This window comes from Janthinobacterium sp. PSRC1-1 (assembly GCF_049897525.1).
In the GTDB taxonomy this organism is placed as follows: Bacteria; Pseudomonadota; Gammaproteobacteria; order Burkholderiales; family Burkholderiaceae_D; genus Janthinobacterium; species Janthinobacterium tructae.
This window is the reverse complement of record NZ_JAFCWK010000004.1, coordinates 399,792-426,266: the sequence shown is the minus strand read 5'-3', so window position 1 is coordinate 426,266 and position 26,475 is coordinate 399,792. Positions and strand designations below refer to the sequence as shown.

General features: G+C 63.4%; 20 protein-coding genes, 1 tRNA gene and 1 pseudogene. 6 read left to right on the top strand and 16 right to left on the bottom strand.

Features of this window, described 5'->3' with window-relative positions; all coding sequences use genetic code 11:
• Positions 1 to 14 precede the first annotated feature (14 nt).
• Positions 15 to 248, bottom strand: coding sequence for a helix-turn-helix domain-containing protein (locus tag ACP7DW_RS11235; protein WP_426054941.1), 234 nt, complete (start codon positions 246 to 248; stop codon positions 15 to 17).
• Positions 248 to 823, bottom strand: a complete 576-nt coding sequence (locus ACP7DW_RS11230; protein WP_426054942.1) for a hypothetical protein — start codon at positions 821 to 823, stop codon at positions 248 to 250. Before ACP7DW_RS11230 ends, ACP7DW_RS11235 begins: the two co-directional genes overlap by 1 nt.
• 118 nt (positions 824 to 941) lie before the next feature.
• On the opposite strand from ACP7DW_RS11230, the gene ACP7DW_RS11225 reads away from it, so the two are divergent.
• Positions 942 to 2,039: a serine hydrolase domain-containing protein gene (locus tag ACP7DW_RS11225; RefSeq protein ID WP_426054943.1), complete on the top strand. Its 1,098-nt coding sequence runs from the start codon at positions 942 to 944 to the stop codon at positions 2,037 to 2,039.
• Here the strand turns inward: ACP7DW_RS11225 and pth are convergent, their stop codons facing one another.
• From pth to ACP7DW_RS11190, 7 genes are all read right to left on the bottom strand, one after another.
• Positions 2,040 to 2,624: an aminoacyl-tRNA hydrolase gene (pth, locus tag ACP7DW_RS11220; RefSeq protein ID WP_071079737.1), complete on the bottom strand. Its 585-nt coding sequence runs from the start codon at positions 2,622 to 2,624 to the stop codon at positions 2,040 to 2,042.
• Between the two features lie 115 nt (positions 2,625 to 2,739).
• Positions 2,740 to 3,354, bottom strand: coding sequence for a 50S ribosomal protein L25/general stress protein Ctc (locus tag ACP7DW_RS11215; RefSeq protein WP_426054944.1), 615 nt, complete (start codon positions 3,352 to 3,354; stop codon positions 2,740 to 2,742).
• A 168-nt stretch (positions 3,355 to 3,522) separates the two neighbouring features.
• A complete protein-coding gene (locus tag ACP7DW_RS11210; RefSeq protein ID WP_034753270.1) occupies positions 3,523 to 4,473 on the bottom strand; it encodes a ribose-phosphate pyrophosphokinase in 951 nt (316 codons plus the stop codon).
• Positions 4,474 to 4,623: 150 nt separating this feature from the next.
• Positions 4,624 to 4,700, bottom strand: a tRNA-Gln gene (locus tag ACP7DW_RS11205).
• A gap of 78 nt (positions 4,701 to 4,778) precedes the next feature.
• Positions 4,779 to 5,663: a 4-(cytidine 5'-diphospho)-2-C-methyl-D-erythritol kinase gene (gene ispE / locus ACP7DW_RS11200; RefSeq protein ID WP_426054945.1), complete on the bottom strand. Its 885-nt coding sequence runs from the start codon at positions 5,661 to 5,663 to the stop codon at positions 4,779 to 4,781.
• Positions 5,660 to 6,310 carry an outer membrane lipoprotein LolB gene (locus tag ACP7DW_RS11195; RefSeq protein WP_426054946.1) on the bottom strand — a complete coding sequence of 217 codons (651 nt, stop codon included), beginning with the start codon at positions 6,308 to 6,310 and terminating at the stop codon, positions 5,660 to 5,662. Before ACP7DW_RS11195 ends, ispE begins: the two co-directional genes overlap by 4 nt.
• 61 nt (positions 6,311 to 6,371) lie before the next feature.
• Complete coding sequence (locus tag ACP7DW_RS11190) at positions 6,372 to 8,156, bottom strand: tetratricopeptide repeat protein (protein ID WP_426054947.1); 1,785 nt, start codon at positions 8,154 to 8,156, stop codon at positions 6,372 to 6,374.
• Positions 8,157 to 8,322: 166 nt separating this feature from the next.
• Between ACP7DW_RS11190 and mutM the strand changes: the two genes are divergently transcribed.
• The 5 genes from mutM to ACP7DW_RS11165 are packed head-to-tail and all read left to right on the top strand — an operon-like array spanning position 8,323 to position 14,678.
• A complete protein-coding gene (mutM, locus tag ACP7DW_RS11185) occupies positions 8,323 to 9,159 on the top strand; it encodes a bifunctional DNA-formamidopyrimidine glycosylase/DNA-(apurinic or apyrimidinic site) lyase (protein ID WP_426054948.1) in 837 nt (278 codons plus the stop codon).
• Between the two features lie 10 nt (positions 9,160 to 9,169).
• Positions 9,170 to 11,071, top strand: coding sequence for a dynamin family protein (locus ACP7DW_RS11180; RefSeq protein WP_426054949.1), 1,902 nt, complete (start codon positions 9,170 to 9,172; stop codon positions 11,069 to 11,071).
• 33 nt (positions 11,072 to 11,104) lie between these two features.
• The gene (gene mutY / locus ACP7DW_RS11175; RefSeq protein WP_426054950.1) at positions 11,105 to 12,268 is read left to right on the top strand and encodes an A/G-specific adenine glycosylase; all 1,164 of its coding nucleotides are present in this window, start codon (positions 11,105 to 11,107) and stop codon (positions 12,266 to 12,268) included.
• Complete coding sequence (locus tag ACP7DW_RS11170) at positions 12,268 to 14,067, top strand: sensor histidine kinase (RefSeq protein WP_426054951.1); 1,800 nt, start codon at positions 12,268 to 12,270, stop codon at positions 14,065 to 14,067. Before mutY ends, ACP7DW_RS11170 begins: the two co-directional genes overlap by 1 nt.
• Entirely contained in the window at positions 14,064 to 14,678 is a 615-nt protein-coding gene (locus tag ACP7DW_RS11165; protein ID WP_426054952.1) for a response regulator transcription factor, read from the top strand. The genes ACP7DW_RS11170 and ACP7DW_RS11165 overlap by 4 nt, the downstream gene beginning before the upstream one ends.
• On the opposite strand, the gene ACP7DW_RS11160 is transcribed toward ACP7DW_RS11165, so the two are convergent.
• The 7 genes and pseudogenes from ACP7DW_RS11160 to ACP7DW_RS11130 all read right to left on the bottom strand — a co-directional run.
• Positions 14,675 to 17,896: a molybdopterin dinucleotide binding domain-containing protein gene (locus tag ACP7DW_RS11160; RefSeq protein ID WP_426054953.1), complete on the bottom strand. Its 3,222-nt coding sequence runs from the start codon at positions 17,894 to 17,896 to the stop codon at positions 14,675 to 14,677. The two genes, ACP7DW_RS11165 and ACP7DW_RS11160, sit on opposite strands and share 4 nt — an antisense overlap.
• Before the next feature lie 10 nt (positions 17,897 to 17,906).
• Entirely contained in the window at positions 17,907 to 19,019 is a 1,113-nt protein-coding gene (nrfD, locus tag ACP7DW_RS11155; protein ID WP_426054954.1) for an NrfD/PsrC family molybdoenzyme membrane anchor subunit, read from the bottom strand.
• 3 nt (positions 19,020 to 19,022) lie between these two features.
• Complete coding sequence (dsrO, locus tag ACP7DW_RS11150) at positions 19,023 to 19,733, bottom strand: sulfate reduction electron transfer complex DsrMKJOP subunit DsrO (RefSeq protein ID WP_426054955.1); 711 nt, start codon at positions 19,731 to 19,733, stop codon at positions 19,023 to 19,025.
• A gap of 245 nt (positions 19,734 to 19,978) precedes the next feature.
• Positions 19,979 to 21,115, bottom strand: coding sequence for a deoxyguanosinetriphosphate triphosphohydrolase (locus tag ACP7DW_RS11145; protein WP_426054956.1), 1,137 nt, complete (start codon positions 21,113 to 21,115; stop codon positions 19,979 to 19,981).
• Between the two features lies 1 nt (position 21,116).
• Positions 21,117 to 22,736: a bifunctional shikimate kinase/3-dehydroquinate synthase AroKB gene (aroKB, locus tag ACP7DW_RS11140; protein WP_426054957.1), complete on the bottom strand. Its 1,620-nt coding sequence runs from the start codon at positions 22,734 to 22,736 to the stop codon at positions 21,117 to 21,119.
• 39 nt (positions 22,737 to 22,775) lie between these two features.
• Complete coding sequence (locus tag ACP7DW_RS11135; RefSeq protein WP_426054958.1) at positions 22,776 to 24,971, bottom strand: beta strand repeat-containing protein; 2,196 nt, start codon at positions 24,969 to 24,971, stop codon at positions 22,776 to 22,778.
• A gap of 97 nt (positions 24,972 to 25,068) precedes the next feature.
• Positions 25,069 to 26,463, bottom strand: a pseudogene (locus ACP7DW_RS11130) (type IV pilus secretin PilQ); the annotation flags it as partial.
• Positions 26,464 to 26,475: the final 12 nt, after the last annotated feature.

The window sequence follows — 26,475 nt, the reverse complement described above, 5'->3', positions numbered from 1 at the left end:
CCGCCCCGGTGACGCTAACTGTCGCCATCTGCACCGTCCGGCTGCGACGCATCGAATTCCAGGAGGTCGCCGGGCTGGCATTCGAGCATCTCGCAGATTTTCGACAGGGTATCGAAACGCACGCCGCGCACCTTGCCCGACTTTAAGAGCGACAAGTTCTGCTCCGTGATGCCGATAAAGGCGGCCAGTTCCTTCGATTTCACTTTTTTCCTGGCCAGTACCAGGTCGAGGCGCACGACGATACCCATCAGATGAACCCGCTGTTTTCATCGGCCAGGCGCACGCCTTCATGGAGGATTTGTGCCAGCGCAAAGAAAACGGAACACAGCAGCAGGGTCCACAGGTCGCCGCCCGTGATGTCGATGACCAGGCGCAGCTGGCTCGCCCCGTCTTCCAGCAAGCCAAACAGCATGCCGCGCACGGTCGGCTCCAGCAAGGTCAACACCGTTCCCAGCAGCAAGCCGCCGGCGAAGCGGCGAAAGTGGCGCGCCACCTGCGGCGTGAAATACACGCCCTGTTCGAACTGGCGCAAGACCAGGGCCAGCTGGCGCACGGCGTCACCCAGCACGCACAAGGCCGGCAAGGCCAGCGCCAGGCCCAGTCCACGCTGCCACAGGGGCATGGCGGCCAGGCGTTCGAATGGCTGGCTCTGCAATTGCAGCAACAGTTCATACATGCCGGCGCCACCGACCGCTCCCTGCACGGCAGGCGCGGGCGCCAGCCAGCCCAGCACCGTCAGCAGCAGGTACAGCACGAAGAAACCCGAAACGCCGTAGCGCACGCGCCGGCTCAGCGCTGCCGGCCCCGTTGGATTTTTTTTCATATTTAAAAGTATACGAGAACGTCAAGTATGGTTAGAATAAATTATCGTAAAACAATAATTAAATCATGTTTTGCGACTATTTTAACATGTTCACCCCACCCTATCGACTGGAGACACCATGAAAACCCTGCTTGCCTCGCTCGTTTGCAGCACCGCCTTTTTGCTCAGCGGCGCCGCCCGCGCGCATGACTTGAACACCCTGCTGCAGCAGGCGCTGGCCGACAAGAGCGTGCCGGCCATGGCCATACTGGTGATCCGCGACGGCAAGATCGATGCGCAGGCGCAGGCGGGCGTGCGCGCCAATGACGGGCATGACGCCGTGCGCGCCGATGACGTGTGGAATATCGGCTCCGACGGCAAGGCCATGACGGTGACCCTGATCGCGCGACTGGTGGAACGGGGCGTGCTGTCGTGGGATGCGCCGCTGTCCGACATGCTGCCCGCGCTGGCCGGCGGCATGCGCGCCGAATACCGCGACGTCAACCTGATGGATCTGCTGTCGCACCGCGCCGGCCTGCCGCCCAATCCCGATGAGGCATGGATCAATTCCACCTACACAGACCCGCGTCCATTGCCGCTGCTGCGCCTGGAATACGCGCAGCGCGCGCTGGCCGACGCGCCGGTGGCCGCGCCGCGCGGCGAATCGCACTACTCGAACAGCGGCGCCATGATCGCCGCCGCCATTGCCGAGCGCGTCACGGGCAAGACGTATGAGGAATTAATGCAGGCTGAAGTGTTCGGCCCGCTGGGCATGCAGGCCGCGTTCGGTCCCACCGTGCGCGGGCAGAACCTGGGGCACAAGGAAGGCAAGCCGATTGCCGGCTTGATGGCCAGCAATCCGTTGATGATGGCGCCCGATGGGGAAATTCACCTGAGCATGCAAGACTGGGCCAAGTTTGCGCTCGATCAACTGCACGGCGAGCATGGCAAGGGGAAACTGCTGAAACGGGAAACGTATGTCTTGCTGCACACGGCGCAAGGCGACACGAATGCGGCATTGGGCTGGGGCGTGATGCACTTTCCGCCGCAGGCGCCGCAGCGCGTACTCACGCACCTGGGCTCGAACGGCTACTGGCACGCGCTGATCGCGCTGGCGCCCGGCAGCGGCGACGGCTTGCTGATCGCCGCCAACGCGGGCGAAGGCAGCAGTGCCCAGGCCAGCCAGCAACAGATGGCGAAAACCATCATGGCCGGCTTCGGCAAGGCGGGGAAATAATTACGCTGTATGCAGCTTCATCGTAGCCGCCTCGAACTTGCCTTCGACGATCTGCGGCATCACCTGCAAGGATTTCTCGATGGCTTGCTCGATCAGTTCCTGGTCTTCGCGGCGCGGCCGGTGCAGCACGAAGTCGGCCACCTGCTGCTGCAGGCTCAGGGTGCGCGGGTGGCCGATGCCCAGGCGCAAGCGCCAGTAATCCTGCGTGCCCAGCGCGGCCGTGATGTCTTTCAAGCCATTGTGGCCGCCGGCCGAGCCACCTTTCTTCAGGCGCGCAATACCGGGCATCAGATCGAGCTCGTCGTGCACCACCAGCACTTCATCGGCGGCGATCTTGAAAAAGCGCGCCAGCGCGCCCACGGACTGGCCCGAGCGGTTCATGAAGGTCAGCGGTTCGAGCAGCCAGACTTCCTTGCCGGCGATCGATGTTTTTGCCAGCATGGCGTTATAGCGCGAATCGCGCTGCAAGCGCGTGCCGGGCAAGCTGTTGGCAAGATTGTCCACCAGCCAGAAACCGGCATTGTGGCGGGTTTGTTCGTATTCGGGTCCCGGGTTGCCGAGGCCGACGATCAGGCGTATGGGCATGGCTGTGTCTGCAATGAAAAAGAAAACATTATCGGTGAAAACAGGCAGAAAAAAACCCGCGCGGCGAACCTGGCGGGTTTTTCCTTGCGACTACCGCATTGCTGCGGCGGCAAAATTACTTCTTGTCGGCTTCGGCAGCAGCGGCTTCAGCTTCAGCTTCAGCAGAAACTTGGCCAGCCGGTACCGAAGCGGTAGCGATGGTCAGGTTGTCGCCGTGGGCCACAACGGTCACGCCAGCTGGCAGGACCAGGTCGCCGACGTGCAGCGAGTGACCGACGTCGATGTTCGACAGGTCAACGTTGATGAACTCAGGCAGTTGGCCTGGCAGGCACGAAACTTCGATTTCGTTGGCTACGTGGCTGATGGTCGCGCCGTGCAGTTTGACTGCTGGGGAAACGTCAGCGTTGATGAAGTGCAGAGCCACTTTCACGTGGATAGCTTGCTTCGAGTCAACGCGCTGGAAGTCAGCGTGCAGAACCAGTTGTTTGTATGCGTGGACTTGGAAGTCGCGCAACAGAACTTGCTGGGAAACGCCGTCGATTTCCAGATCCAGGATCGACGAGTGGAACACTTCTTTTTTCAACGCGTGGTACAGGGCGTTGTGATCCAGCGAGATCAGCACAGGGGCTTCAGCGCCACCGTAGACGATACCAGGGGTTTGGCCGGAAATGCGCAGGCGGCGGCTCGCTCCGGAACCTTGCAATTCGCGTTTAAATGCGATAACTTTCATGTGAAACTCCAAGAAGAACAAGGCTTGCGCCTTGTGTTATGAAGATTCCCGCGACCAGGAATCTTCGGAAATGGGTGCAGATGCACCCCGAAAACTAAAACACTGCGGCGCAACAGGCAAAAAGCCGGTCGCGCCGCAGGCATTACGTCTGTTGCTGCTCTTGTCGAATTAATCGATGAACAGCGAGATGACCGAGTCACCCTTGATGATGCGCTTGAACGTCTCGGCCAGCAACGGCGCGCACGTCAATTGACGGATCTTGCCGCAGGCCAGGGCCGCTTCGGACAGGGGGATCGTATCGGTCACGACCAGCTCATCGAGTGGCGACGCCGAAATACGGTCGATCGCCGGGCCCGACAGCACCGCGTGCGTGCAATACGCCACGACTTTTTTCGCGCCGCGCTCTTTGAGCACTTCGGCAGCCTTGGTCAGGGTGCCTGCCGTGTCGACCATGTCATCCATGATCACGCAGTTGCGGCCTTCGACTTCACCGATGATGTTCATCACTTCGGACACGTTCGCTTTTGGACGACGCTTGTCGATGATGGCCAGGTCGCAGCCCAGGCGTTTTGCCAGGGCGCGCGCACGTACCACACCGCCGACGTCCGGCGACACCACCAGCAAATCCTGGTAGTTTTTCTTTTGCAGGTCGCCCAGCAAAATTGGCGAAGCGTAGATATTGTCGACTGGGATATCGAAGAAACCTTGAATCTGGTCAGCGTGCAAGTCCATGATCAGGACGCGCTCGACACCGGCTTCTTCCAGCATGTTCGCCACCACCTTGGCCGAAATCGCCACACGCGCGGAGCGCGGACGACGGTCTTGGCGGGCGTAGCCGAAGTAAGGAATCGCGGCGGTGATGCGGCCAGCGGAAGCACGTTTCAAGGCATCAACCATCAGCATGATTTCCATCAGGCTGTCGTTGGTTGGAGCACAGGTGGATTGCAAAACAAAAACATCCTTGCCGCGCACGTTTTCGTTAATCTCGACCATTACTTCGCCGTCGGAGAATTTAGAAACGTTTGCTTTACCGAGAGGGATGCCGAGGTTTTTTGCGACCCCCTCTGCCAACGCTGGATTCGCGTTGCCGGTAAAAACCATCAGGTTTTCGTAAGCCATGGGAGTCCCAAGAGGTGATATAGAAGTCTTGAAAAGCACTAACCGGGCATAGGCCCGGTCAGTCATTGTTTAGAATATGCCGCGTGGCAACATATCTGCTTTTTCCCGCACTGGACGCCAACTTCGCATCGACAGACTACGGTGAAATGGTGGCAGGGGAAGAAGGATTCGAACCTTCGCATGCTGGAATCAAAATCCAGTGCCTTAACCAGCTTGGCGATTCCCCTACGTTACTGACTGCTTGCCGTCATGTTGGCCAGTATTATACCGGCTATTTGACGCTAAGCAAAATCTTTTTTTGCTCTCTACAACATGGTGAGCATCGGGTGGCGACTCAGCGCTTTTGCCTTCCAGGCGATCCAGACTGGTGGCACATTGCTGAGCACCGCATCCGCTTCTTCCTGACTGTCAAACGCACTAAACACACAAGCACCGGAACCAGTCATCCTGGCCTCACCGTAAGCACCCAGCCATTCTACCGCATCTGCTACCGGCTTGAAAAGACTGCATGCTACTTGCTGTAAATCATTCTTACCAAACCCGCCCGCATCGTTTCCTTCTGCGAGGTACCTGGAAAAGTCCGCTATTGTGACGGGTTCGGTATTTCTCGTCAAGCCTTCCGCGCAAAAAATTGCAGCGGTGGGTACTTGCACGCCCGGCTCGATCACCACATACCAGCATGCTGGCGTGGCGACAGGCTGCAAGGCCTCGCCCACGCCTTCGGCAAAGGCATTCTCGCCAAAGATGAAAAACGGGATATCGGCGCCCAGCGGCAAGCCCAGCGCCATCAGTTCCTCGCGCGTCAACCCCGCTTGCCACAAACGGTTCAGCGCCATCAACGCCGTGGCCGCGTCGGACGAGCCGCCCCCCAGGCCGCCGCCCATGGGCAGCACCTTGTCGATGGCGATATCGACGCCGCGCGGCAAGGCGCCCGTGCGGCGCAGCACTTCGGCCTGCAGCAATGTCGCGGCGCGGATGATCAGGTCCTGCTGCTCCGGCACACCGGCCAGCGCCGTCACGCGGACTATCGCCGTGTCGTCGCGCAGCGCGAAGTGCAAGGTGTCGCCATGGTCGAGCAATTGGAACACCGTCTGCAGCAGATGGTAGCCATCGGCGCGGCGGCCGTTGACGTGTAGAAATAAGTTCAGCTTGGCCGGGGCCGGGCAATTGTTCAGGGTCGTCAGTGTCATGGTGCAGGTGCGGAAGTGGCGGGATCGAGCACGATGCGCAGCGAGACGGCATCGGCCTGCGCGCTGGCATTGCGTTCGGCATCGATACGCCGCGGTTGCGGCAAGGCGCCCGGTGTATTGTCAGCCGCATTTTGCCCTACTTCTTGCCACGACACATAGCGCAAACGCCAGCCGTCTTTGGTCGTCACGCTGTCGTTGGCGGGCGACGCGACAAAGCGCTTGCCATCGGCGCCCATGGCATAGCCTTGCAGCCAGTCGCGCAAACCCGACACGGGCAAGGACCAGCCCAGCATCTGCGCGCTCAGGGTATCGACATCGGGCGCGCTGCGCGGCGCCTTGCCGCTTTGCGTCAACACGGCCTCGCGCGGCGTGACGGCAATCGTCGCCAGAGTGCTGCCGACGGGCGAATACAGGGTCACGTCCGTGCGCTGCGCCGTCTGCTGCCAGTTGAAATTGACGGTCGCCGATTCGGGCTTGTCATCCTTCTGGTACACCACGTTCAAGCGGCCCGTCAGTTCCACCTGTTCGCGGTAAGGGGCGACGGTTTGAACGGATGGCGCGGCGCCGGACGAGAATGGCGAAGTCAGGGTCGAGCAGGCCGAGAGGGACAGGCAGACGAGCGTGAGGGGAAGGAGTCTTATTAACATGGGCACAAGGAAAAACCAGCGCCATGGCGCTGGTTTTTTATAGTTGAGTTAATCGGTTCAATCACAAACTGACATTCAAGCGCGCCAGGGTACTTTTCAGCGCATCGTTTTTCGGGTCCTTGCTGCGCGCTTCGCGCCACAGTTTTTGCGCTTCATCCTTGTCGCCCTTCTGCCACAGCACTTCGCCCAGGTGGACGGCGATTTCCGGATCGCTGCGCACGGCATAGGCGCGGCGCAGCGCGGCTTCCGCTGCGGCCAGGTTACCCATGCGGAACTGCACCCAGCCCATGCTGTCCATGATGAACGGGTCGCCCGGCGCCATCTGCAAGGCTTTTTCGATCAGCGCATGGGCTTCCGGCAGGCGGATACCCCGCTCGGCCAGCGAGTAGCCCAGGGCGTTATACGCATGCTGATTGTCGGGCGCCAGCGCCATCACGCGGCGCAGGCTCGCTTCCATCAGCTCAAGTTTGTCCAGGCGCTCGGCCAGCAAGGCGTAGTCGTACAGCAGTTCGGGATTGTCGGGAAAGCGCAGCAAGGCGTTTTCCAGCACCGTGTAGGCGCTTTGCACATAGCCGGCGTCGCGCAGGAATTGCGCATCGACCAGCAGCACCTGCGCCTGGCTTGCCGGATCGTTCGTTTCGATTTCCGTCAGCGCCTTGCGCGCCGCATCGAGATTGCCGCCACGCGCGATCAGCTGGGCGCGGCGCAAGCGCGCCTCGACATAACCGCTTGATGCGCTGTTGTCGACCTTGTCCAGCCAGGCGATGGCGCCGGCCGTGTCGCCGCGCGTCTCGGCGATCTGCGACAAAATCATCAGTGCCTTGAACGGATCGCGCGCGTCGCCAGGCGATTTTTCCAGCACGGTCAGAAAGCGCTTGAAGTACTGCTCCGCGCCCTTGGTGTCTTCCAGCTGCAGCGCCACGATGCCCAGCGCATACAGCGCGCCCACGTTATCGGGCGCGCTTTTCAGCAGCAGCAGGAACTGGTCACGCGCTGGCTCCAGCTGTTTTTGTTCGACCAGCAGGCGCGCATACGCGCCGCGCACTTCGACGGCGTCCGGATTCTTTTGCAGGAAGGTGGCCAGCACCTTCCCCGCCGCCTCGGGCTCGCCCGTCACCTGCGCCAGGGTCAGCACGGCCAGCTCGGAGTTCGGCTTGATGGCCAGCGCCTTGTTCGCTTCGCCGATGGCGCGCTCACGCTCGCCGAGCGACAAGGCGCCCTGCGCCAGCACCAGGTGCGCTTCGAACATGTCCAGGTAGGGTTGCACCAGGCGCGTGAGCATGGCATACGCGAACAGCTTGTCATTCGAGCGCGACAAAATCTGCTGCATCTGGAACAGGGCCACGCCGCGCGCGCCCGCTGGCGCCTTGGCCAGGCGCTCGGCGAAAATCGGTTCCGCTTCTTCGATCTTGTCCGTCAACACGACAAAGCCGAGGAAGAACTGCGTCGCCTCGTCCGAATCGGGCGCCAGCTCGCGCCACAGGCGGATGGCCGCCAGCGCTTCGCCACCCTGCTTGGCGGCCAGCGCCATTTCGGAAGCGCGGCGCGCCAGGCGCGGGTCGCGCGTCTGCTGCGCCGCCACCATCATCGTCACGTACGGCCCTTGCCACTGGCCGCTCTTGAATTCCATTTCCGCTTTGGTCAGCTTGTACAGCAGGTCGCTGCTCAATTCGACCTTGGGCAGTTTCTCGTCCTTGGCGTCGTCGCCGGATTCGGTGTCGGACACTTGCAGCGCGGTGGCCGCAGCAGGGCTGGCCGCCCCATCGGCAGGGGCGACAGGCGTCTGCGCCATGGCATGCGTGGCCATCAGGGCGGACAAGGTTACAATGGCGAAAGCGTTTTTCAAAGGCTGATCCTGGCTAAACGGCAAAGTTTGATTCTACGCCCAACACGGCTATCGCGTACTTCACGTATGTAACGAAATATATACGGCGTGGCGGCGTAGCCGGCCCGAACCAGCCCTGCGCCGGCAACCCGCCTGTTTTTACCCGGTTTTCAACCATTCGAGCCCTATGCCAGAATTGCCAGAAGTCGAAGTCACACGGCGCGGTGTCGCGCCCCATATCGAGGGCCGCGCCGTGCGCGCCGTCGTGCTGCGCCGCGACGGCCTGCGCTGGCCCTTCCCTCCTGCCCTGGGCGAACAATTGTCAGGGGAAACCATCGGCCTGACGGGACGGCGCGGCAAATACCTGCTGATCCACTTCCGCCACGGTACCCTGATCATCCACCTGGGCATGTCGGGCCATTTGCGCGTGCTGCCGACGGGCACGGAGGCGCAAAAGCACGACCATTTCGACCTCGTCGTGGAAGACGCGGACGGCGGCAGCCAGGTGCTGCGCATGACGGACCCGCGCCGCTTCGGCGCCGTGCTGTGGCACGACGAGGCCGACGGCCCGCTCGATGGCCACGCGCTGCTGCGCGGCCTGGGCACCGAACCGCTGGAAGGCGGCTTCACGGGCCGGTTGCTGTTCGAGAAAACGCGCAACAAGGGCAGCAATATCAAGCAGGTGCTGATGGCGGGCGATATCGTCGTCGGCGTGGGCAATATCTATTGTTCCGAAAGCCTGTTTCGCGCAGGGATCAACCCGAAGACGCCGGCGCGGCGCATCGGCCTGGCGCGCTATGAGAAACTGGCGCAATCGATCCGCGACGTGCTGGCCGAAGCCATCGTGCAAGGCGGCAGCACCCTGCGCGACTTCATCGGCGTGAACGGCCAGTCCGGCTATTTCCAGCAGACGTATTTCACGTACAACCGCGCGGGCAAACCATGCCGCGTGTGCGGCGCGCCTATCCGCCAGATCGTGCAGGGCCAGCGTTCCACGTTTTACTGCGTGAACTGTCAAAAGTAAAGGGGGCCTGATGGTCAGAGATTTGGAACAATACAGCGCATGGCGGCAGGACGTGCAGGCCGCCTTGCAGGCATACCGGCAAGCCGCCAGCGCGGCAGGCCTGGTCGACGGCGCCTCCGCGCTGCGCCTGGCGCGCTGTGGTTCCCGCCTGCTCGACGACCGTTTATCTGTCGCCTTCGTGGCGGAATTTTCGCGCGGCAAATCCGAGCTGATCAACGCCATCTTCTTTGCCGGCTATGGCCAGCGCATCCTGCCCTCGGGCGCGGGCCGCACCACCATGTGCCCCACCGAGCTGCTGTACGACGCCGCCTGGCCGCCATCGATCCGCCTGCTGCCCATCGAGACGCGCGCGCAGAACCTGTCGACCAGCGACTACCGCGACCTGCCCGCCGCCTGGACCGTCCTGTCCCTGAACATCGATGCGGGCGGCGACATGCAGGAAGCCATCCGCCAGGTCAGCCTGACGAAAAAAGTCAGCGTGGAAGAAGCGGCGCGCTACGGCCTGTACGACGCCGACGACGCGGACGCTCCCGCCATGCTCGACGAAGACGGCCAGGTGGAAATCTCCATGTGGCGCCACGCCATCATCAACTTCCCCCATCCGCTGCTGAAACAGGGCCTGGTGATCCTCGATACGCCCGGCCTGAACGCCATCGGCACGGAACCGGAACTGACCCTGAACCTGATCCCGAATGCGCATGCGGTGCTGTTTATTCTGGCGGCCGACACGGGCGTCACGCGCAGCGACATCGAGGTCTGGCGCAACCATATCGGTGCCGGCGCGGGACGCCTGGTGGTGCTCAACAAAATCGACAGCATGTGGGATGAATTGCGCGGCGACGCCGAGGTGGCGCAAGCGATCGAGCGCCAGCAGGCCAGCGTCGCGCATCTGCTGACGCTGGACGCCGGCCAGGTGTTTCCCGTGTCGGCGCAAAAGGCCCTGGTGGGCAAGATCAACCACGATGCGGCGCTGCTGGAAAAGAGCCGCCTGCAGGCGCTCGAGACGGCCCTGTTCGAGGAGCTGATCCCCGCGCGCAAGGACATCATCCGGCGCCAGCTGGCGTTCGACCTGGACGCCATCGAAGCGGCGCAGCAGGTGCAGGCGGCGGCGCGCGCGCGCGGCATCGCCGAGCAGCTGCACGAGCTGCACAGCCTGCGCGGCAAGAACCAGAGCGTGATCGCCCACATGATGCGGCGCATCGATATCGAGAAGAAGGAATTCGACAGCAGCCTGTTCAAGCTGCAAGCGACGCGCGCCGTGTTTACCCGCCTGTCGACGGAGCTGTATACGAGCCTGGGCATGGACATCGTGCGCGACGATATCGATGGCGTGCGCGCGGCCATGCAGCGCAGCCGCTTTTTCACGGGCCTGCGCGAGGCCGTGCGCCAGTATTTCGAGCGCATCGCCAGTAACTTGGACCGCTCGGAAGGCAAGACGGCCGAGATCACGGAAATGATGCACGTGATGTACCGCAAATTCGCCTCCGAACACGGTCTGGCGCTGGCCTTGCCGATGCCGTTTTCGCTGGCCCGCTACCGCCAGGAGATCGCCGACATCGAAGCCGTCTACCATAAACAGTTCGGCACGGCGACCCTGCTGACCACCAGCCGCGTCGTGCTGATGGAAAAATTCTTCGACACCATCGCCTCGCGCGTGCGCCGCAGTTTCACCAACGCCAACGACGATGCCAGCGCCTGGCTGAAAGTCATCATGGCACCCCTCGAAGCGCAGATCGTCGAGTACAAGGAACAGCTGAAACTGCGCTTTGCCTCGATCCAGCGCATCCACGACGCCACCGGCACCCTGGAACAGAAAATCGCCGGTTTCGAGGCCAGCCTGGCGGCGCTCGAACGCGACAAGGCGCAGCTGGCGCAATTGCTGGCCGCCTTGCGCACCGCCAGCGCAAGCTGAGCAACATCACACCACAGAACACTGGAATCCTGCATGAAACGTCTGCTGCATCCGCTCTCGCCCGCCACGGGCGCGGCACCTTTGGAAGACTATATCGACCCGAGTTTTTCCGCCACCGTCATCGCCTGGCAAAAGCAGCATGGCCGCCACGCGCTGCCGTGGCAAAACACGCGCGACGCCTACCTGATCTGGCTGTCCGAAATCATGCTGCAGCAAACGCAGGTCACCGCAGTACTCGGCTACTATGCGCGCTTCCTCGAACGCTTCCCCACCCTGCGCGACCTCGCCAGCGCGCCGGTGGAAGACGTGATGGCGCAATGGAGCGGCCTCGGTTACTACACGCGGGCGCGCAACCTGCACAAGTGCGCGCAGCGCGTGGTGGCCGAATACGACGGCGTCTTTCCCAGCGACCCGGCCCTGCTGGCCGACCTGCCCGGCATCGGCCGCTCGACGGCCGCCGCCATTTCCGCATTTTCCAACGGCACGCGCGCGGCCATCATGGACGGCAACGTCAAGCGCGTGTTTGCGCGCACCTTCGGCATCGACGCCTATCCCGGTGAGAAACGGGTCGAGGAAGCCATGTGGCGCCGCGCCGAGGCGCTGCTGCCTGAAACCGGCATCGAAGCCTACACGCAGGGCTTGATGGACTTCGGCGCCACCCTGTGCACGCGCAGCAGCCCCGATTGCGGCCGCTGCCCGCTGCAGCCGCGCTGCGTGGCCTACGCCACCGGCCGCACCAAGGATCTGCCTGTACGCAAGCCAAAGAAAACCAGCCCGGAAAAGCACGCCGTCATGCTCGTCGTCATCGACGACGGCCAGGTGCTGCTGGAGCAGCGCCCCGGCTCGGGCATCTGGGGCGGCTTGCTGTCGCTGCCCGAACTCGATGGCCACGTGCTGGCCGGCGAAGACAGTCCACGCGACATCGACCAGGATGCGCTGGCGCGCACCGTGGCGCCCTTCGGCGCCATCGAGACGCAGGAACGGCTGCTGCCCATCGTGCACGTCTTCACCCACTACAAGCTGCACATCGTGCCCTGTCGCATCACCCTGGCGCGGCGCCAGGCGCTGGCCGGAGAGTCCACGCACGTCTGGTACGACGGCGCGAACATCGCCGACGCGCCGCTGCCCGCGCCCATCAAGAAACTGCTGCTGGAGCTGTTCGGCGATGCGCGCGCGGCGCAGCGCAGCATGTTCTAGTGCGCCGGCTCGTCGTACTGGCGCTGGCGGCGCTGTGCCTGCACGGCGCGCGAGCGGCTGACGTTCTGCCCGAGGTCCGCATTGGCGTGCTGGCCTACAAGGGCGCCGACGCCGTGCAGCAGGACTGGTCGTACGTGACGCGCCACCTGCAAGCGAGCATCCCCGGCATCCGTTTTACATTGGCCGACTACGACCAGGCGGGCCTGACGCGCGCCGTGCAGTCGCAATCGATCGCCTTCGCCATCACCAGCAGCGGCCATTACGTGGCGCTGGAACACAGCGATGGCGCCAGCCGCATCGCCACGCTCGAATCGCCATGGACGGACTCGCCGCGTCAGGCCATCGGTTCGGCCATCGTCGTGCGCAGCGCGTCGCCGCTGCATGACCTGGCCGACCTGGCGGGCAAGAACGTGATGGCCGTGGCGCCCGATGCGTTTGGCGGCTACCAGATCGCCGCACGCGAACTGCGCGAAGCGGGCATCGATCCCACGCATGATTTTGCCAGCCTGCGCTACAGCGGTTTCCCCTCGCAGCAAATCGTCGAAGCCGTGCGGGCGGGACGCATGGATGCCGGCATCGTGCGCACCTGCCTGCTGGAACAGATGGTGGCGCGCGGCGACGTGCGCACCGATGAACTGCGCGTGATCACCACGCGACCGATTCCCGGTTTTCGCTGCGCCAGCTCGTCGCGGCTGTATCCGGACTGGCCCTTCGTGGCCCTGCGCCAGACGCCGCCCGCGCTGGCGAAAAAAGTGGCGCAGGCCTTGCTGGCCATGCCACGCACCGAGGAAGGCTACAGCTGGACGGTGCCCAGCGATTACCAGATCGTCGATGAACTGTTCCGCGAGCTGCGCATCGGCCCCTACGCCTACCTGGACAAGCTGACGTTCGAGACGGCCCTGCGCCGCTACTGGGGCTGGATGCTGCTCGTGCTGGCCTTGCTGGTGGCCTGGGCCGTGCATACGGTGCGCGTGGAATACCTGGTCAGCCGACGCACGGAGCAATTGCGCGCCGCCCAGCACCAGCAGCGCGCGCTGGAAGAACAGGCGCGCCAGCGCCAGGCCACGCTCGACCACACGGCGCGCCTGGCCATCCTGGGCGAAATGGCCAGCGCCATCGCGCACGAATTGAACCAGCCGCTGGCGGCCATCGGCAATTTTGCGCGCGGCATGGCGCGCCGCATCACGGCGGGCCGGCTCGACGCGGCGCCACTGCTCGACGGCGCGCAGGAAATCGCCACGCAAAGCGAACGCGCGGGCGCCATCATCCGGCACATCCGCGCAATGGCGCAAAAACGTCCCGCGCACAGCACGCCCTTCGCCCTGGCCGACGCCGTGGAGCAGGCGGTATCGCTGTTCCGCGCGGCCCATCCGCAAGCCAATATCAGCTGGCGCCACGAGACGGTCAGCGCTGCACCGCGCGTGCTGGCCGACCCGCAGCAAGTGCAGCAGGTGCTGCTCAATTTGCTCAAGAACGCACTCGATGCGCAGGTGGAAAACGACAATCCGGGGCACCCCATCGGCGTGCTGCTGCACCGCGAAAACGGCGCCTGCACGGTGGCCGTGCGCGACGCCGGTTGCGGCCTGCAGGCGGCGCAGATGGCGCGCCTGTTCGAACCCTTTTTTACCACCAAGGCCGAAGGCCTGGGCCTGGGCATGTCGCTCAGCAAAAGCATCATCGAATCGTTCGGCGGCAGCCTGTCGGCGCACACCAACGCCGATGCGCCAGGCTTGACGGTCTGGTTCCGCCTGCCCGAAGATACCGGCATGGAAGCGCACAAGGAAAAGGAAACACCATGAATGAAAGCGATGCGATCATCTTTGTCGTCGACGACGACGCCGCCATGCGCCGCTCGCTGGCCTATCTGTTCGATTCGGCCGGCTGGCAAGTGGCGACGTTCGAATCGGCGCGCGACTTCCTGCAGCGCTATGATGGCCACGCGCCCGGTTGCCTGCTGCTCGACGTGCGCATGCCTTTGATGAGCGGCCTGGAACTGCAACAGGAGCTGGCGCGCCATGCGATAGCGCTACCCGTGATTTTCCTCAGTGGCCACGGCGACTTGGCCATGGCCGTGCAGACGATGAAGGCCGGCGCCTGTGATTTTCTGGAAAAGCCGTGCAAGGACCAGGTGTTGCTGGACGCCGTCTCGCGCGCCGTGGCCCGCAGCGTGGATGAGAGCCGCAACGCCGCCAGCGCGAATACGGCGCAGTCGGCGCTGGCCAGGCTGACCGCGCGCGAGCACGAAGTGGCGCTGCTGATGGCCGAAGGCAAAGCCTCGAAAGTCATCGCCCGCGAGCTGGGCATCAGCGACAAGACGGTGCAGGTGCACCGCCATAACACGATGGAAAAACTGGGCCTGCACTCAGCAGCCGAGGTGGCCCGGTTGCTGATGGCGGGTGGACAAATTTAAGCCCGCACGATGCGCGCCGGCAGTCCCTGCCGCACCGACGTGCCCGACACGGGATCGACAAACACGTTCTTGTCGCCGCGGCTCGGGTCCGTCAATCCCAGATCGTTCAGGTTGATGCCCGCGCCGATGGCTGGCTCGTCGGGCTGACGCGACTTGCCGATGCGGTGGGCGCGCGCGCCATGCTCCTTGTGGCCAAAGCCATGTTCAATGGCGATCACGCCGCGCTGCACCCCATGGCGCAGCATCACCGTGGCCCTGGCCCTGCCACCCGGTGTTTCCAGATATATTTCATCGCCATTTTCCAGTTTCAAACGCGCCGCATCGTCGGGATGCACGGCAACCGGGTTGTCGGGATGGATGCCGCGCAAGCGCCGCGCGCCGATGCTGTAGGAGTTCTGCAGCGCCGATTTAAAGCTGATCAACTCGAACGGCCATTCGCTGGCCGGGTAGGTTTTGCGCACCGGCGTGCCGTCGGCAAACGCCGCCACGCGCCAGGCGGGCGTGCCGGGGAAACGCTTGCCGCTCAAGCTGTTCTTGCTCACGCCCAGGCCCTCGTTGTACAGCATCATCGGTTTCAGATAACGGTGCGTGGACCAGTCCTGCGGATATGGCGTCTCATCAAGCACCGGCACGGGTGCCGCCGCTGCCTTGGGGTTCGCCGGCGGCGGCAGGCGCAGGCCGAACATCTCGCCATAGCTCTGGTAGCGCCCTCCCCGCGCCAGCATGAAGGCCACCTTGCGCCACTCTTCCGGCTTCAGGGTGCGCTCCAGTTCGGGGCGGATGCGCGCCACGCCAGAGAGCGCAATGTCGTCGTCGCTGGCCTCCGGCACGGCCGTCTTGCCCTGCCAGGCGATGTTGGCGCCGCCGCGCAGATACCAGTCTTCCGCGCGCAGCAAGGGGAAGCGCTGACCATCCATGTCCTGCAAGGCGTCCGGGCCGAAGCCCGGCAAGGCCATCGTTTTGGCCAGCGCGATGAAGAACGATTCCATGCAGATGGTCTGGCCATCCGGCGTTTTCTGCACGCGCGGTTCGACCACGGGCCAGCGCGCCGTGCTCATTTTGACGGGCATGCCGCCCCAGGCGCCGGCCCAGCCCCAGCTTTCATACAGCAGGGTGTCGGGCAGCAGGTAGTCGGCAAATGCCGAGCTTTCATTGATGAAGGGATCGATGGCGACGATCAGGGGAATCTTCTTCGGATCGGCCAGCTCCTTGCCGATCTGCGCGCGCAAGCCCGTGATGCCGTAGACGGGATTGCAGCTCCACAGGATCAGCGCCTTCAAGGTGTACGGATAGCCGTTCATGGCGCTGGTGAGCCATTCGGTCGCCAGCGCGGGCGCGTTCGGATACCACGGCGCCCTGGCCGGATACGCCTTGCCCGCTTCCTTCTTCAGCTTGAATTCCGAGGTTTTTTCATAGGGCACATTGCGCCCGATCGGCATGCCCGCCGCCTTGATCTCGCCGTCGAAACTCTCGAGGTTATAGCGCGGCCCAGGCCCCGCATCCTTGAAGCTGCCGCCATTGACGAGGGTGCCGCCCTTGCGGTTCAAGTTGCCGATCAGGGTATTGAGCATGACGAGCGCATACGCGTTATAAAAACCGGCGCCCGACATCATGCCGCCGTGCGCATTGACGGCGGCGCGCTTGCCATGGCTGGTGAGTTCCTGTGCCAGGCCTTCGATGATGTCGCGCCCGATGCCGCAGGCAGCCGCGTAGTCATCCATGCTGTGGCGCTGCGCTTCTTCGTTCAACATCGTCATGGCCGTCTTCAGGTGCAGCGGCACGCCCGCCACTTCCAGCGGACCGTCGAAGAACAAGCGCCCCTCGCCCTTGGCCGCGGTGTGCGGCACGATGGCTTGCGTGGCGGCGTCGATCACGCAGAAGGCATCGCCATCCTTGTAGCGCTCTTCTTCCGCCAGCTCCACCGCACCGATGTCCGACGCGCGCAGGTAGCGGCCGTCGCGCGGATGGCCTTTCTCGTTGATGATCAAATGCGTGGCATTGCACCAGGCGGCTTCGCCCGCCGCTTCCGCCACCTTCAGGTTCGGCTGCGCGAGGAAGTTGCGGTCATAGCGTTCGTGCTCGATGATCCAGCGTATCATCGCCATGGCCAGCGCGCCATCCGTGCCCGGCTTGATCGGCACCCAGCGGCTGCGGTCGCCCGCCGCCAGGCTGTCGGCATTCGTCAGCACCGGGTCGACGACGACGTAGCTGAAATCGCGCTTGCCCGAACGGGCCTTGGCGATGAGCGTGCCCTGGCGCTTGAACGGATTGCCCGCATTACCCGGCGCCGTGCCCACAAAAATGCAGAATTCCGTGTTTTCCAGGTCCACTTTCGCATGCGGCATTTTCTTCATGTCGCCGAACATGGCGCCCGAGCCGCTGCGATACGCGCCGCCGCAATACGAACCATGGTTGACCAGGTTCAGACTGCCGTACGACTGCTTGAAGAAGCGCGTGCCGAACGCCAGGCGACCGTCGTCCGTGCTGCACATCAGGCCCACCTGGTTCACTTGCGGGCCCAGTTCCGGCTGCGCCGGATCGATCGGTTTTTCCAGCTCGCGCAAGGCGCGCAAGCCTTGCACGTGGCCTTCGCCAAACAGGTCGCCGCCTTCCGTCACTTCCTTGACCAGCTGATCGAAGGCGATCGGCTCCCACTGGCCGACGCCGCGCGGTCCCACGCGCTTCATGGGCGCCAGCACGCGGAACGGCGACTCCATCTGTTCCAGCACGCCATTGCCGCGGCCGCAAGCGGTCGAGCGCCCTTTCAAGCCCTTTTCCTGGAAGCGCGAGAGCGACACAAAACTGTCGCGTATCGAGGTCTGGTACGGCAGCGCCGGATCGGCCGACATGGGGCTGTAGGGATTGCCCGCCACGCGCAGCACCTTGCCGCTTTTTTTATCCAGGCGCACGCGCACCCCGCAAAACGTGGTGCAGCCCATGCACATGGTGTAGCTGACCTGCTGGTCCGGGTTGACGGTCAGTTTTCCCGTGGCGGTATCGACGGAAAACTCGGGTTGCAGGGAATTTCCATGCAGTTTCTGCACAGGTTTATCTTTGCCCAGCGCGTGGTCGACCATGCGGCCGGCCGTGGTGGAAAAGCTGGCGGCAAAGGCGGCCAGGCCACCGCCGATGGCGCCGTAGCGCAGCAGCTTGCGGCGCTTTTCGTTTTCATCTTCAGGGCCGTCGTTGTTTGCGTTGTTGTGTACTTGATCGTTCATCATTAACTCCTCAGTGCGTGGCCATGGCAGGGCGGCTGCGTGTCGCAATCGCGCGTCCGGCCCATGGCAAAAATTCCAGCATCAGCAACAGCAGCGCGATCCACAGGCCGGCCGTGCCGATGATCCCCATCAAGCCATCGTTCCCCATCGGCAGGTGGTAGTCGTACAGGCCCGCGCCCGTTTTCGGGATGTTCTGGCCGCCGATGAAAATCGTCCAGCGCATCATCCAGGCGCTATGCAGCGCGATCAGGCCATTGACCAGGCCACTCGTGGCCGGGCGCCAGATGGCCAGCGCCATCGGCACGATGGACGACAGCACGGCCCAGACAGCCGTGAACTGCCATTGCGGCATGCCCGCCACCTGGGTAAACGCCATGCTGTGGCTGGCGCTCACGCCGGAGAGACTGACGAACAGCCAGCCGCCGCCCAGCGCCAGCACCAGCGCCAGCGACAGGGCCAGCGCGCGGTTCAGCGACACCTCCAGCGCCTGCTCGCGGCCCGGCAGGAAGCGGTTGAACAGCAGCGCCAGGCCCACGGCCCCGACAAAGGCCGTGGCGGCAAATTGCGCCGGCAGGAAAGGCGTGAACCACAGCGGACGGGCGCGCACCACCATCACTTCCATGCCCGTGTACAGACCGACGACAAACGCGGCGAGCAAGGTGAAGGCGGCGGCGATACGGATGGCCCGCAGGGAGGCGGCGCCACCGCGCCCGGCCAGGCGGTACAGGAAGGCCAGACGGTCCTGGCCCTGCCCCCGCGTGGCGAAGTCCACGCGCAGCGCCAGCCACGCGTACAGCATCAGACAGCCCAGATACAGGGGAATGAAGAACGAGCCCCACGACATCCACGACTGCGGCTGGAAGTAAATATAGAAGTGATAGAAGCGGCCCGGCCCGTGCAGGTCGGCCAGCAGCGCCACGGGCGCCGTCATGCCGCAGACGAGGGACGCCAGCAGCGCGATGCGCCCCAGGCGTTCATACGCCTTGCGGCCAAAGACGAAGTACGGCAAGGTCAGCATGAAGCTGCCATAACTGAGGCCGATGAGGAAAAAATACTGCACCGCCCACGGCAGCCATGCCGCCTCGCGCGTGACGTTGACAATTTCGGTGATGTGGCTGTCCATGGTTTATTTCCCGTGTTTGCTCGGTTGCCAAAGTGTCGCTTCGCCCTCGACGTGGCCGGCGAAGCGCGTGTCCAATCCCAGGTAGAACACGTGGGGCTGGGTACCCTGTTCGGGTTTCAGCACCTTCACCTTGTTCTCGGTGAGCAGCTGGTGCACCAGGCTTTCCGGGTCATTCAGGTCGCCGAAGATGCGCGCGCCGCCGACGCAGGTTTCCACGCAGGCCGGCAGCAAGCCTTCGTCGACGCGGTGCGCGCAGAACGTGCATTTGTCGGCCTTGCCCGTTTCGTGGTTGATGAAGCGCGCGTCGTACGGGCAGGCTTGCACGCAGTAGGCGCAGCCCACGCAGCGGTCGCCGTCGACGACGACGACGCCATCCTTGCGCTGGAAGGTGGCGCCCACGGGACAGACGGGAATGCAGGGGGGATTGGCGCAGTGGTTGCACAGGCGCGGCAGCATGTAGGTGCCGCAGCGGTTCTCTTCCTTGACTTCATAGGTCGAGACGACGGTGCGGAAGCTGTTTTCCGGTACGGCGTTTTCCATGATGCAGGAGACCGTGCACGCCTGGCAGCCGATGCACTTCTGCACATCGACCACCATTGCCCAGCGCTGGCCGCCTTCGCCCCTGGTGGCGGCCTTGCCGGGCAGCGGCGCGATGGCCGCGCCGATGGTAACGGCTGGCAAGGCGCGCAAAAAACTGCGGCGCGATTCAATCATGACACTCTCCTTGACTATGGGCGGCAAGCCCTTGTTGACTTGCTGCCATGATAGAAAAGAAGTTGCCGTACGGATATTGGGGTGATCGGGTGGGGACCTAGATGATCATGCCAATTGACAGGATCGACAATGCGGAGTAGGTCGGATTAGCGGGGCCGCCGAGAGGCGCCAGCGCGTAATCCGACAACCTTGTAGGCAGGGATGGTGGTGGTGGTGTCGGGTTACGCCGTTCCGGCTAACCCGACCTACAGCTCGTCGAGCGAATACAACCGGCGGTGCTCGCGGATCGCGTAGCGGTCCGTCATGCCGGCGATGTAGTCGGCGATCTTGCGCGCCTGCTTGGTCACATCATCGCCATTGACCTGATAGTCGGGCGGCAGCAGGGCCGGTTCGGCCATGAAGCTGTCGTACAGTTCGCGCACGATGCGGCTCGCCTTGACCCGCATGCGGTTGACCTGGTAGTGGCGGTACAGATTCGCGCGCAGGAACCGCTTGAGTTCTGTCGCGTCCTTGCGCATGGCATCCGAAAAACGGATCAGCGGGGCACTGGCGCGCACTTCGTTCACATCGCGCGGCGCGGCATCAAGAATCAAGGCATTCGAGGTGACGATCAGATCGTCGGCCAGGGCCGTGATCAATCGGCGCAAGGTCTCGTAGATGGCGCGCCGGCCCGACAGGCCGGGAAACGCCTGCTGCACGTCGCGCCACAGGCGGCCGAAGAACTCCACCTCTTCCAGCTGTTTGATGGTGATCAGGCCCGAACGCAGGCCGTCGTCGATATCGTGGCTGTTGTAGGCGATTTCATCGGCCAGATTGGTCAGCTGCGCTTCCAGGGTCGGTTGCGTGCGGTCGATGAAGCGCTGGGCCACGGGCCCCAGTTCGCGCGCATGCGCCAGCGAGCAGTGTTTCAATATGCCTTCGCGCGTCTCGAACATCAGGTTCAAGCCATCGAAGGCGCCGTAGTGCTCTTCCAGCGTATCGACCACGCGCAGGCTTTGCAGGTTGTGCTCGAAGCCGCCGTGCTCCCGCATGCATTCATTGAGCACGTCCTGGCCCACGTGGCCGAATGGCGTGTGGCCCAGGTCATGTGCGAGCGCGATGGCTTCGACCAGATCTTCATTCAGGCGCAGGTTGCGCGCGATGGAGCGGCCCACCTGCGCCACTTCCAGGCTGTGCGTCAGGCGCGTGCGGAACAGGTCTCCCTCGTGGTTGAGGAACACCTGCGTCTTGTATTCGAGGCGGCGGAAGGCCGAGGAATGGATGATGCGGTCGCGGTCGCGCTGGAACTGGCTGCGCGAGGCGTGCGCCGCCTCGGCAAAGCGACGTCCCTGCCCCTGTGCCGAATGGGCTGCATAGGGGGCCAGGAAGTCTTCTGGCAGCATCTTATTGCACTCCGGCGGCCAGCGTGGCCAGCACCAGTTCGTGCGGCGCCGACGTGATGCACGGACTGCCCAGCGGTTTCAAGAGGATGAACTTGATGGCGCCGCCCTCGTTCTTCTTGTCCACTTCCATCAGTTCCAGCCAGCGCGCGACACCGAGGTCCGGCGCCTTGACGGGCAAGCCGGCGGCGGCGACGAGTTGACGCAAGCGCTCCACGGCTGCCTGGTCGATATAGCCCATGCGGCAGGACAGGTCGGCCGCCATCACCATGCCGCAGCCGACGGCTTCGCCGTGCAGCCAGTGGCCGTAGCCGAGGCCCGCTTCAATCGCGTGGCCGAAGGTGTGGCCGAAATTCAGGATGGCGCGCAAGCCGCCTTCGCGCTCGTCCTGGCGCACCACGTCGGCCTTGATTTCGCACGAGCGGGCGATGGCGTAAGCCAGGGCGCCCTTGTCGCGCGCCATCAGCTTGGCCATGTTCGCCTCGATCCAGTCAAAGAAGGCGGCATCGATGATGGCGCCATGCTTGATCACTTCGGCCAGGCCGGCCGACAGCTCGCGCGCCGGCAGGGTTTCCAGGGTCGAGGTGTCGGCGATCACGGCGCGCGGCTGATAAAACGCGCCTATCATGTTCTTGCCCAGCGGGTGGTTGATGCCCGTCTTGCCGCCGACGGAGGAATCGACCTGCGCCAGCAAGGTGGTGGGCACCTGCACGAAGCCGATGCCGCGCATGTAGCTGGCCGCCGCATAGCCGGTCAGGTCGCCGATCACGCCGCCGCCCAGCGCCACCAGGGTGGTCTTGCGGTCGCATTTGTTGGCCAGCAGCGCGTCGAAGATCTGCATCAGGCTGGCCCAGTTTTTATATTCTTCGCCGTCCGGCAGGACGATGCAGATCACTTCGCGGCCATCGCTGGCCAGTGCTGCCTGCAGGCGGCCCAGGTACAGCGGCGCGACGGTGGTATTGGTGACGATGGCCACCTTGTGGCCGCTGATATGGCGCAGCAGCGCATCGGCGTCGGCCAGGAGGCCAGGCCCGATGGCGATCGGATAACTGCGTTCGTCGAGGTCTACGCTCAACAACATTTTGGATTGCTCGTTCATCGAAGGCTCTGCATGAATGACGCAGTTGGGCGAAGCCTCGCATTCGAGGCTGGCCAGCTGCATCAGGATGGTCTGAACCATCGATTGTACGTTAGGACGGCCCGTGTCGATGACAATGTCGGCCACTTCCATGTAATGGGGTTCGCGCTGCGCCGTCAATTCTTCCAGCTTCCTGCGCGGGTCGGCCGTCTGCAGCAGCGGACGATTCTTGTCATGGCTGGTGCGCGCGAGGATGTTGCTGACGCTGGCGCGCAGATACACAACCGTGCCCCGTTCCTTCAGGTAGGCGCGGCTGTCGGCATTGAGGATTGCCCCGCCGCCGGTGGCCATGACGATGCCTTCCTGGGCGCTCAGGTCGCGAATGACCTCGGCCTCGCGCCGGCGAAAGCTGGCCTCGCCCTCGATTTCAAAGATCCACGGGATGGTCGCTCCCGTGCGTGCCTCGATTTCGTGGTCGGAATCGACAAAGCGCAAGCCCAGCTTGCGGGCCAGGATGCGCCCGATGGTGGTTTTGCCTGCGCCCATGAGGCCTACTAAAAACAGATTTTGCATGTGCTGCGACAGTTAATTTGGATTACGACAATCAGTGGCTTGCCCATACGGACTCAGGACGCCTGGAGGTGAAACATCCACGCGGTTAAAGTCCGTAGCCAGCCCCGGAAGCAAAGTGTAACCGACATAAGTTGCCTCCGTCCCGGAACTATTGCCACGAATCGTCAATTCGACGTCCAGCCAGTTGGCCCTGTCGCGCGGATAAGTCAGGGTGACGATCGCCGTTCCCGAGCTGTCGGTCTTGCCGCCGGTCGACAAATTGAGCGGAATGCCCGGGTCGAGACGACCATTGAGGTTGAAGTCGTTATTCGGATTGAAGGTGCCGCTGCGGTCACGGTCCTCATTGTCACAGGCGTTCGCGGTCCTCACGACTATCCACGACTGGGCATTCTGGGAGTATTGCAAATAACCCTTGTAATAATAGCGGGGCCAGGCAGCGGCCGTGATGATCACGTCCGGCACGGGATTACCGGCGGCATCGGTCACAAACACACTATACGTCTTGCGGTAGGTGCTGCTGTCGGAGGCGTCGAGCGCATTGCCGCTGCCGGCGCTGATGAACAGCGACTTTTTCGTCACCGTCAGCTTGACCGTGGCGGCATTGCTCGACACGCCCTGCAGTTGCGCCTTGACAACGACGCCATCGACACCGGTAGTGCCCTGCCCCGCGATGTAGCTGACCGTGGCCACGCCGTCGCTGTCGGTGGCAACCAGCGAAGGCGAACTCAGGGAACCATTGCTGGCATCGGCCTGGATCGAAAAGCTCACCTGGGCATTCTTGACCAGATTGTTTTCCACCGTGCCATCGCGCACGATGGCGCGCAAGGCACTGCGCTGCGCCGTGCTGCCGGCTGTATTGGCGCCGATGACCGCCGGGTCGGCTTGCAGGCTGATCGTGGACTGGGCCGTCAATGGCGCAACGAACTCCACTTCCGACTGTACCGAGGCGCCGCTGCCTTCGTACTGCGCCGTCAGGGCGGTCAAGCCGGCGCCGCTGGCCTGTACGTAGGCGATGGCATTGCCACCCACCAGCGCCAGCGGCGCCTGCAATGGCGTGCCGCAAGCGGCATCCTGGTAGATGGCGCCGCGCGACGTACTGAAACGCACATTGCCCGTTTGTGGCACGCCAGCCACATCGCTATGCACCGTCACGGCATAACAGGTGTTCGTGTTCAGGGCGGTCAACGCCACATTGCTGCCCGACACGGCATTGATCGTGAAGTTCGATGCATTAATTGTAATTGGCAACACGACGCTGTCGCCCTGCGCCTTGACGCTGATGCTGTCGCTGCCGCCCGCCTGGGCGTTGTAGCTCAACACCAGCTGGCCGTTGTTGTCGGTCAACGCGGGACTGGCACCGCCGCCCTTGACCGTGATGGCATTGCTGCGCGCGCTGAAGGTGACCGGCTTGCCGACGAGGGGATTGCCGCTCGAGTCGACCAGCTTGACCACCATGTCGGTGCTCGTCTTCAGGTTCACCGTCGAAAAGGCATTGATGACCAGCCGGGTGCCGCTGACGCCGATGTCCGTGCTGGCCGTTTGCGCGCCTGCGCTGGCCGTGACCTTGATCGTGCGCAAACTGGCATCGCCACCCGTATTCAGGCTGACCTGTGCCTGTCCCAGCGCATTGGTATTGACCTTGGTCGCACCCAACGCCCCCGAATCGGCACTGAACGTCACGCTGGCATTCGGTACGATGGCATTGTTGGCATCCTTCACAAAAGCGATGAGGTTGACAGCGGTGCCACCGGACGAGGCCAGGGTGCCGCCGGAAGACGTCAGTAGCAAGCTGGCAATGCCGGAGGTCACGGGCACCACTTTCACGACCACGGGGGCCGATTCAACGCCGCCGCTGCTGGCCTTGATGGTGATGTCGCGCAAGCTCGCATCGCCTTTCACGCTGAGTTTTTCCGTCACCGTGCCATTGGCATCCGTCACGCGGTTGGTATTGCTGATGGTGCCGGAACTGGCCGTGAAGGTCACCGTCTGGCCTGTCATGGCATTATTGCCGGGATTTTTCACCACGGCCGTCAGCACGACTTCCGTGCCGTCCGCGCCCGATGCAACAATCGTTGTTGCGCCAGCCACCAGTACCACACTGCCGACACCGGCATTCGCGCCATCCTTGACGCCCAGGGTCGGATCACCGCCACCGCCACCACACGCGGCCAGTACCGTGCTCAAGACCAGCAAAGCCAGCCAATTCAATGCCCTACACCAAAAAGTATTGCCTAAAGAAAAATTCCGCATAGTCGCCATCAGTCCGCTCTCGTTTGCATTGTTACTTAAACGTAAAGATGTGACATTAACGTGTTGCTGGCCGATCTGCCACTATTTTCGGCGTAATAAACACCATCAGTTCGGTTTTTTCTTGACTGCGGCCCGTGCTGCGAAAAAAAACACCGAGCACGGGGATGTCGCCAAGAATCGGCACCTTGCTGTCCGTACCCCGTTCGGATTGCTGATAAATGCCGCCCAGCACCACCGTGCCGCCGTCTTCCACCATCACTTGCGTGCGCACGTGCTTGGTGTCGATGGCGAAGCCGGAACGCGTTTCCTGGCCCACGCTATCCTTGTTGACGTCCACTTCCAGCACCACGTTGCCGTCCGGCGTGATCTGCGGCGTGACCTCCAGGCGCAGGTTCGCCTTGCGGAACGTGATCGAGGTGGCGCCGCTGCTGGTGGCCACCTGGTAGGGCAATTCGATGCCCTGCTCGATCAGCGCCAGCACCTTGTCGGCCGTCACCACGCGCGGGCTGGAAATGATCTTGCCCCTGCCATCGGCTTCCAATGCGGACAATTCCAGGTTCAAGAAGCGGTTGGCGGCCGCCGAAAACAGGCTCAGGGCGAAGCTGGCCGGTTGCAAGCCATTGATGCTGGCGGCCGGCAAGTTGACGAATTGCGTGTTCGGCACGAAGGCGCCGCTGCCTGCCACCGTTTGCCCCGTCGCCTCGCCCACGCCCTGATACGTGCCGCCGATGGCTGCGCGGCGCCCGTTGCCGCCCAGCGAAAAACCGGGCAACTGGCCCGCTGCCAGGCGCTGGTCCGTAAAACCCAGGCGCGCGCCCAGGTTGCGGCTGAAACTGTCGTTCGCCTCGACGATGCGCGCCTCGATCATCACTTGTCGCGTAGCAATATCTGTCTTGGCGATCAGCTGCCGGATCTGCTCCAGGCGCGCCGGCACATCGGTGACGAACAGCTGATTCGTGCGCGGCTCGATCAGCACGCTGCCACGGCGCGACAGCAAGCGGCTGCGCCCTTCCCCCGCATCGAGGCCGAACACGCTGCGGAACGCTTCGGCCTTCTGGTAGTTGAGCTGGAAGATGGCTGATTGCAAGGGTTCGAGTTCGGCGATCTGCGCGCGCTGTTCCAGTTCCAGTTTTTCGCGCGCCAGCATTTCCTCGCGCGGCGCGATCCACAGCACGTTGCCATTGCGCCGCATGTCCAGCCCCTTCGCCTGCAGCAGCACGTCGAGCGCCTGGTCCCACGGCAAGTCGCGCAGGCGCAGCGTCAGGTTGCCCGTCACGCTGTCGCTGGCGATGATGTTTTGCCCCGACGCGTCGGCCAGGATGTGCAGGGCCGCGCGCACGCCCACGTTCTGGAAATCGACGGAGATTTTCTCGCCCGCATACAGGCGCGGGGCCGAAACGAGCACCACGGCCTCCTGGGCAAGGCTGCTGACATGCAGACACAGCATGGTCGCCAGGAGCAT

What these genes read in the sequence shown, in the direction of transcription:
- ACP7DW_RS11235 (WP_426054941.1), bottom strand. Translation starts at nt 248, where the DNA reads ATGGGTATCGTCGTGCGCCTCGACCTGGTACTGGCCAGGAAAAAAGTG.
- ACP7DW_RS11230 (WP_426054942.1), bottom strand. Translation starts at nt 823, where the DNA reads ATGAAAAAAAATCCAACGGGGCCGGCAGCGCTGAGCCGGCGCGTGCGC.
- ACP7DW_RS11225 (WP_426054943.1), top strand. Translation starts at nt 942, where the DNA reads ATGAAAACCCTGCTTGCCTCGCTCGTTTGCAGCACCGCCTTTTTGCTC.
- pth (WP_071079737.1), bottom strand. Translation starts at nt 2,624, where the DNA reads ATGCCCATACGCCTGATCGTCGGCCTCGGCAACCCGGGACCCGAATAC.
- ACP7DW_RS11215 (WP_426054944.1), bottom strand. Translation starts at nt 3,354, where the DNA reads ATGAAAGTTATCGCATTTAAACGCGAATTGCAAGGTTCCGGAGCGAGC.
- ACP7DW_RS11210 (WP_034753270.1), bottom strand. Translation starts at nt 4,473, where the DNA reads ATGGCTTACGAAAACCTGATGGTTTTTACCGGCAACGCGAATCCAGCG.
- ispE (WP_426054945.1), bottom strand. Translation starts at nt 5,663, where the DNA reads ATGACACTGACGACCCTGAACAATTGCCCGGCCCCGGCCAAGCTGAAC.
- ACP7DW_RS11195 (WP_426054946.1), bottom strand. Translation starts at nt 6,310, where the DNA reads ATGTTAATAAGACTCCTTCCCCTCACGCTCGTCTGCCTGTCCCTCTCG.
- mutM (WP_426054948.1), top strand. Translation starts at nt 8,323, where the DNA reads ATGCCAGAATTGCCAGAAGTCGAAGTCACACGGCGCGGTGTCGCGCCC.
- ACP7DW_RS11180 (WP_426054949.1), top strand. Translation starts at nt 9,170, where the DNA reads ATGGTCAGAGATTTGGAACAATACAGCGCATGGCGGCAGGACGTGCAG.
- mutY (WP_426054950.1), top strand. Translation starts at nt 11,105, where the DNA reads ATGAAACGTCTGCTGCATCCGCTCTCGCCCGCCACGGGCGCGGCACCT.
- ACP7DW_RS11165 (WP_426054952.1), top strand. Translation starts at nt 14,064, where the DNA reads ATGAATGAAAGCGATGCGATCATCTTTGTCGTCGACGACGACGCCGCC.
- ACP7DW_RS11160 (WP_426054953.1), bottom strand. Translation starts at nt 17,896, where the DNA reads ATGAACGATCAAGTACACAACAACGCAAACAACGACGGCCCTGAAGAT.
- nrfD (WP_426054954.1), bottom strand. Translation starts at nt 19,019, where the DNA reads ATGGACAGCCACATCACCGAAATTGTCAACGTCACGCGCGAGGCGGCA.
- dsrO (WP_426054955.1), bottom strand. Translation starts at nt 19,733, where the DNA reads ATGATTGAATCGCGCCGCAGTTTTTTGCGCGCCTTGCCAGCCGTTACC.
- ACP7DW_RS11145 (WP_426054956.1), bottom strand. Translation starts at nt 21,115, where the DNA reads ATGCTGCCAGAAGACTTCCTGGCCCCCTATGCAGCCCATTCGGCACAG.
- aroKB (WP_426054957.1), bottom strand. Translation starts at nt 22,736, where the DNA reads ATGGGCGCAGGCAAAACCACCATCGGGCGCATCCTGGCCCGCAAGCTG.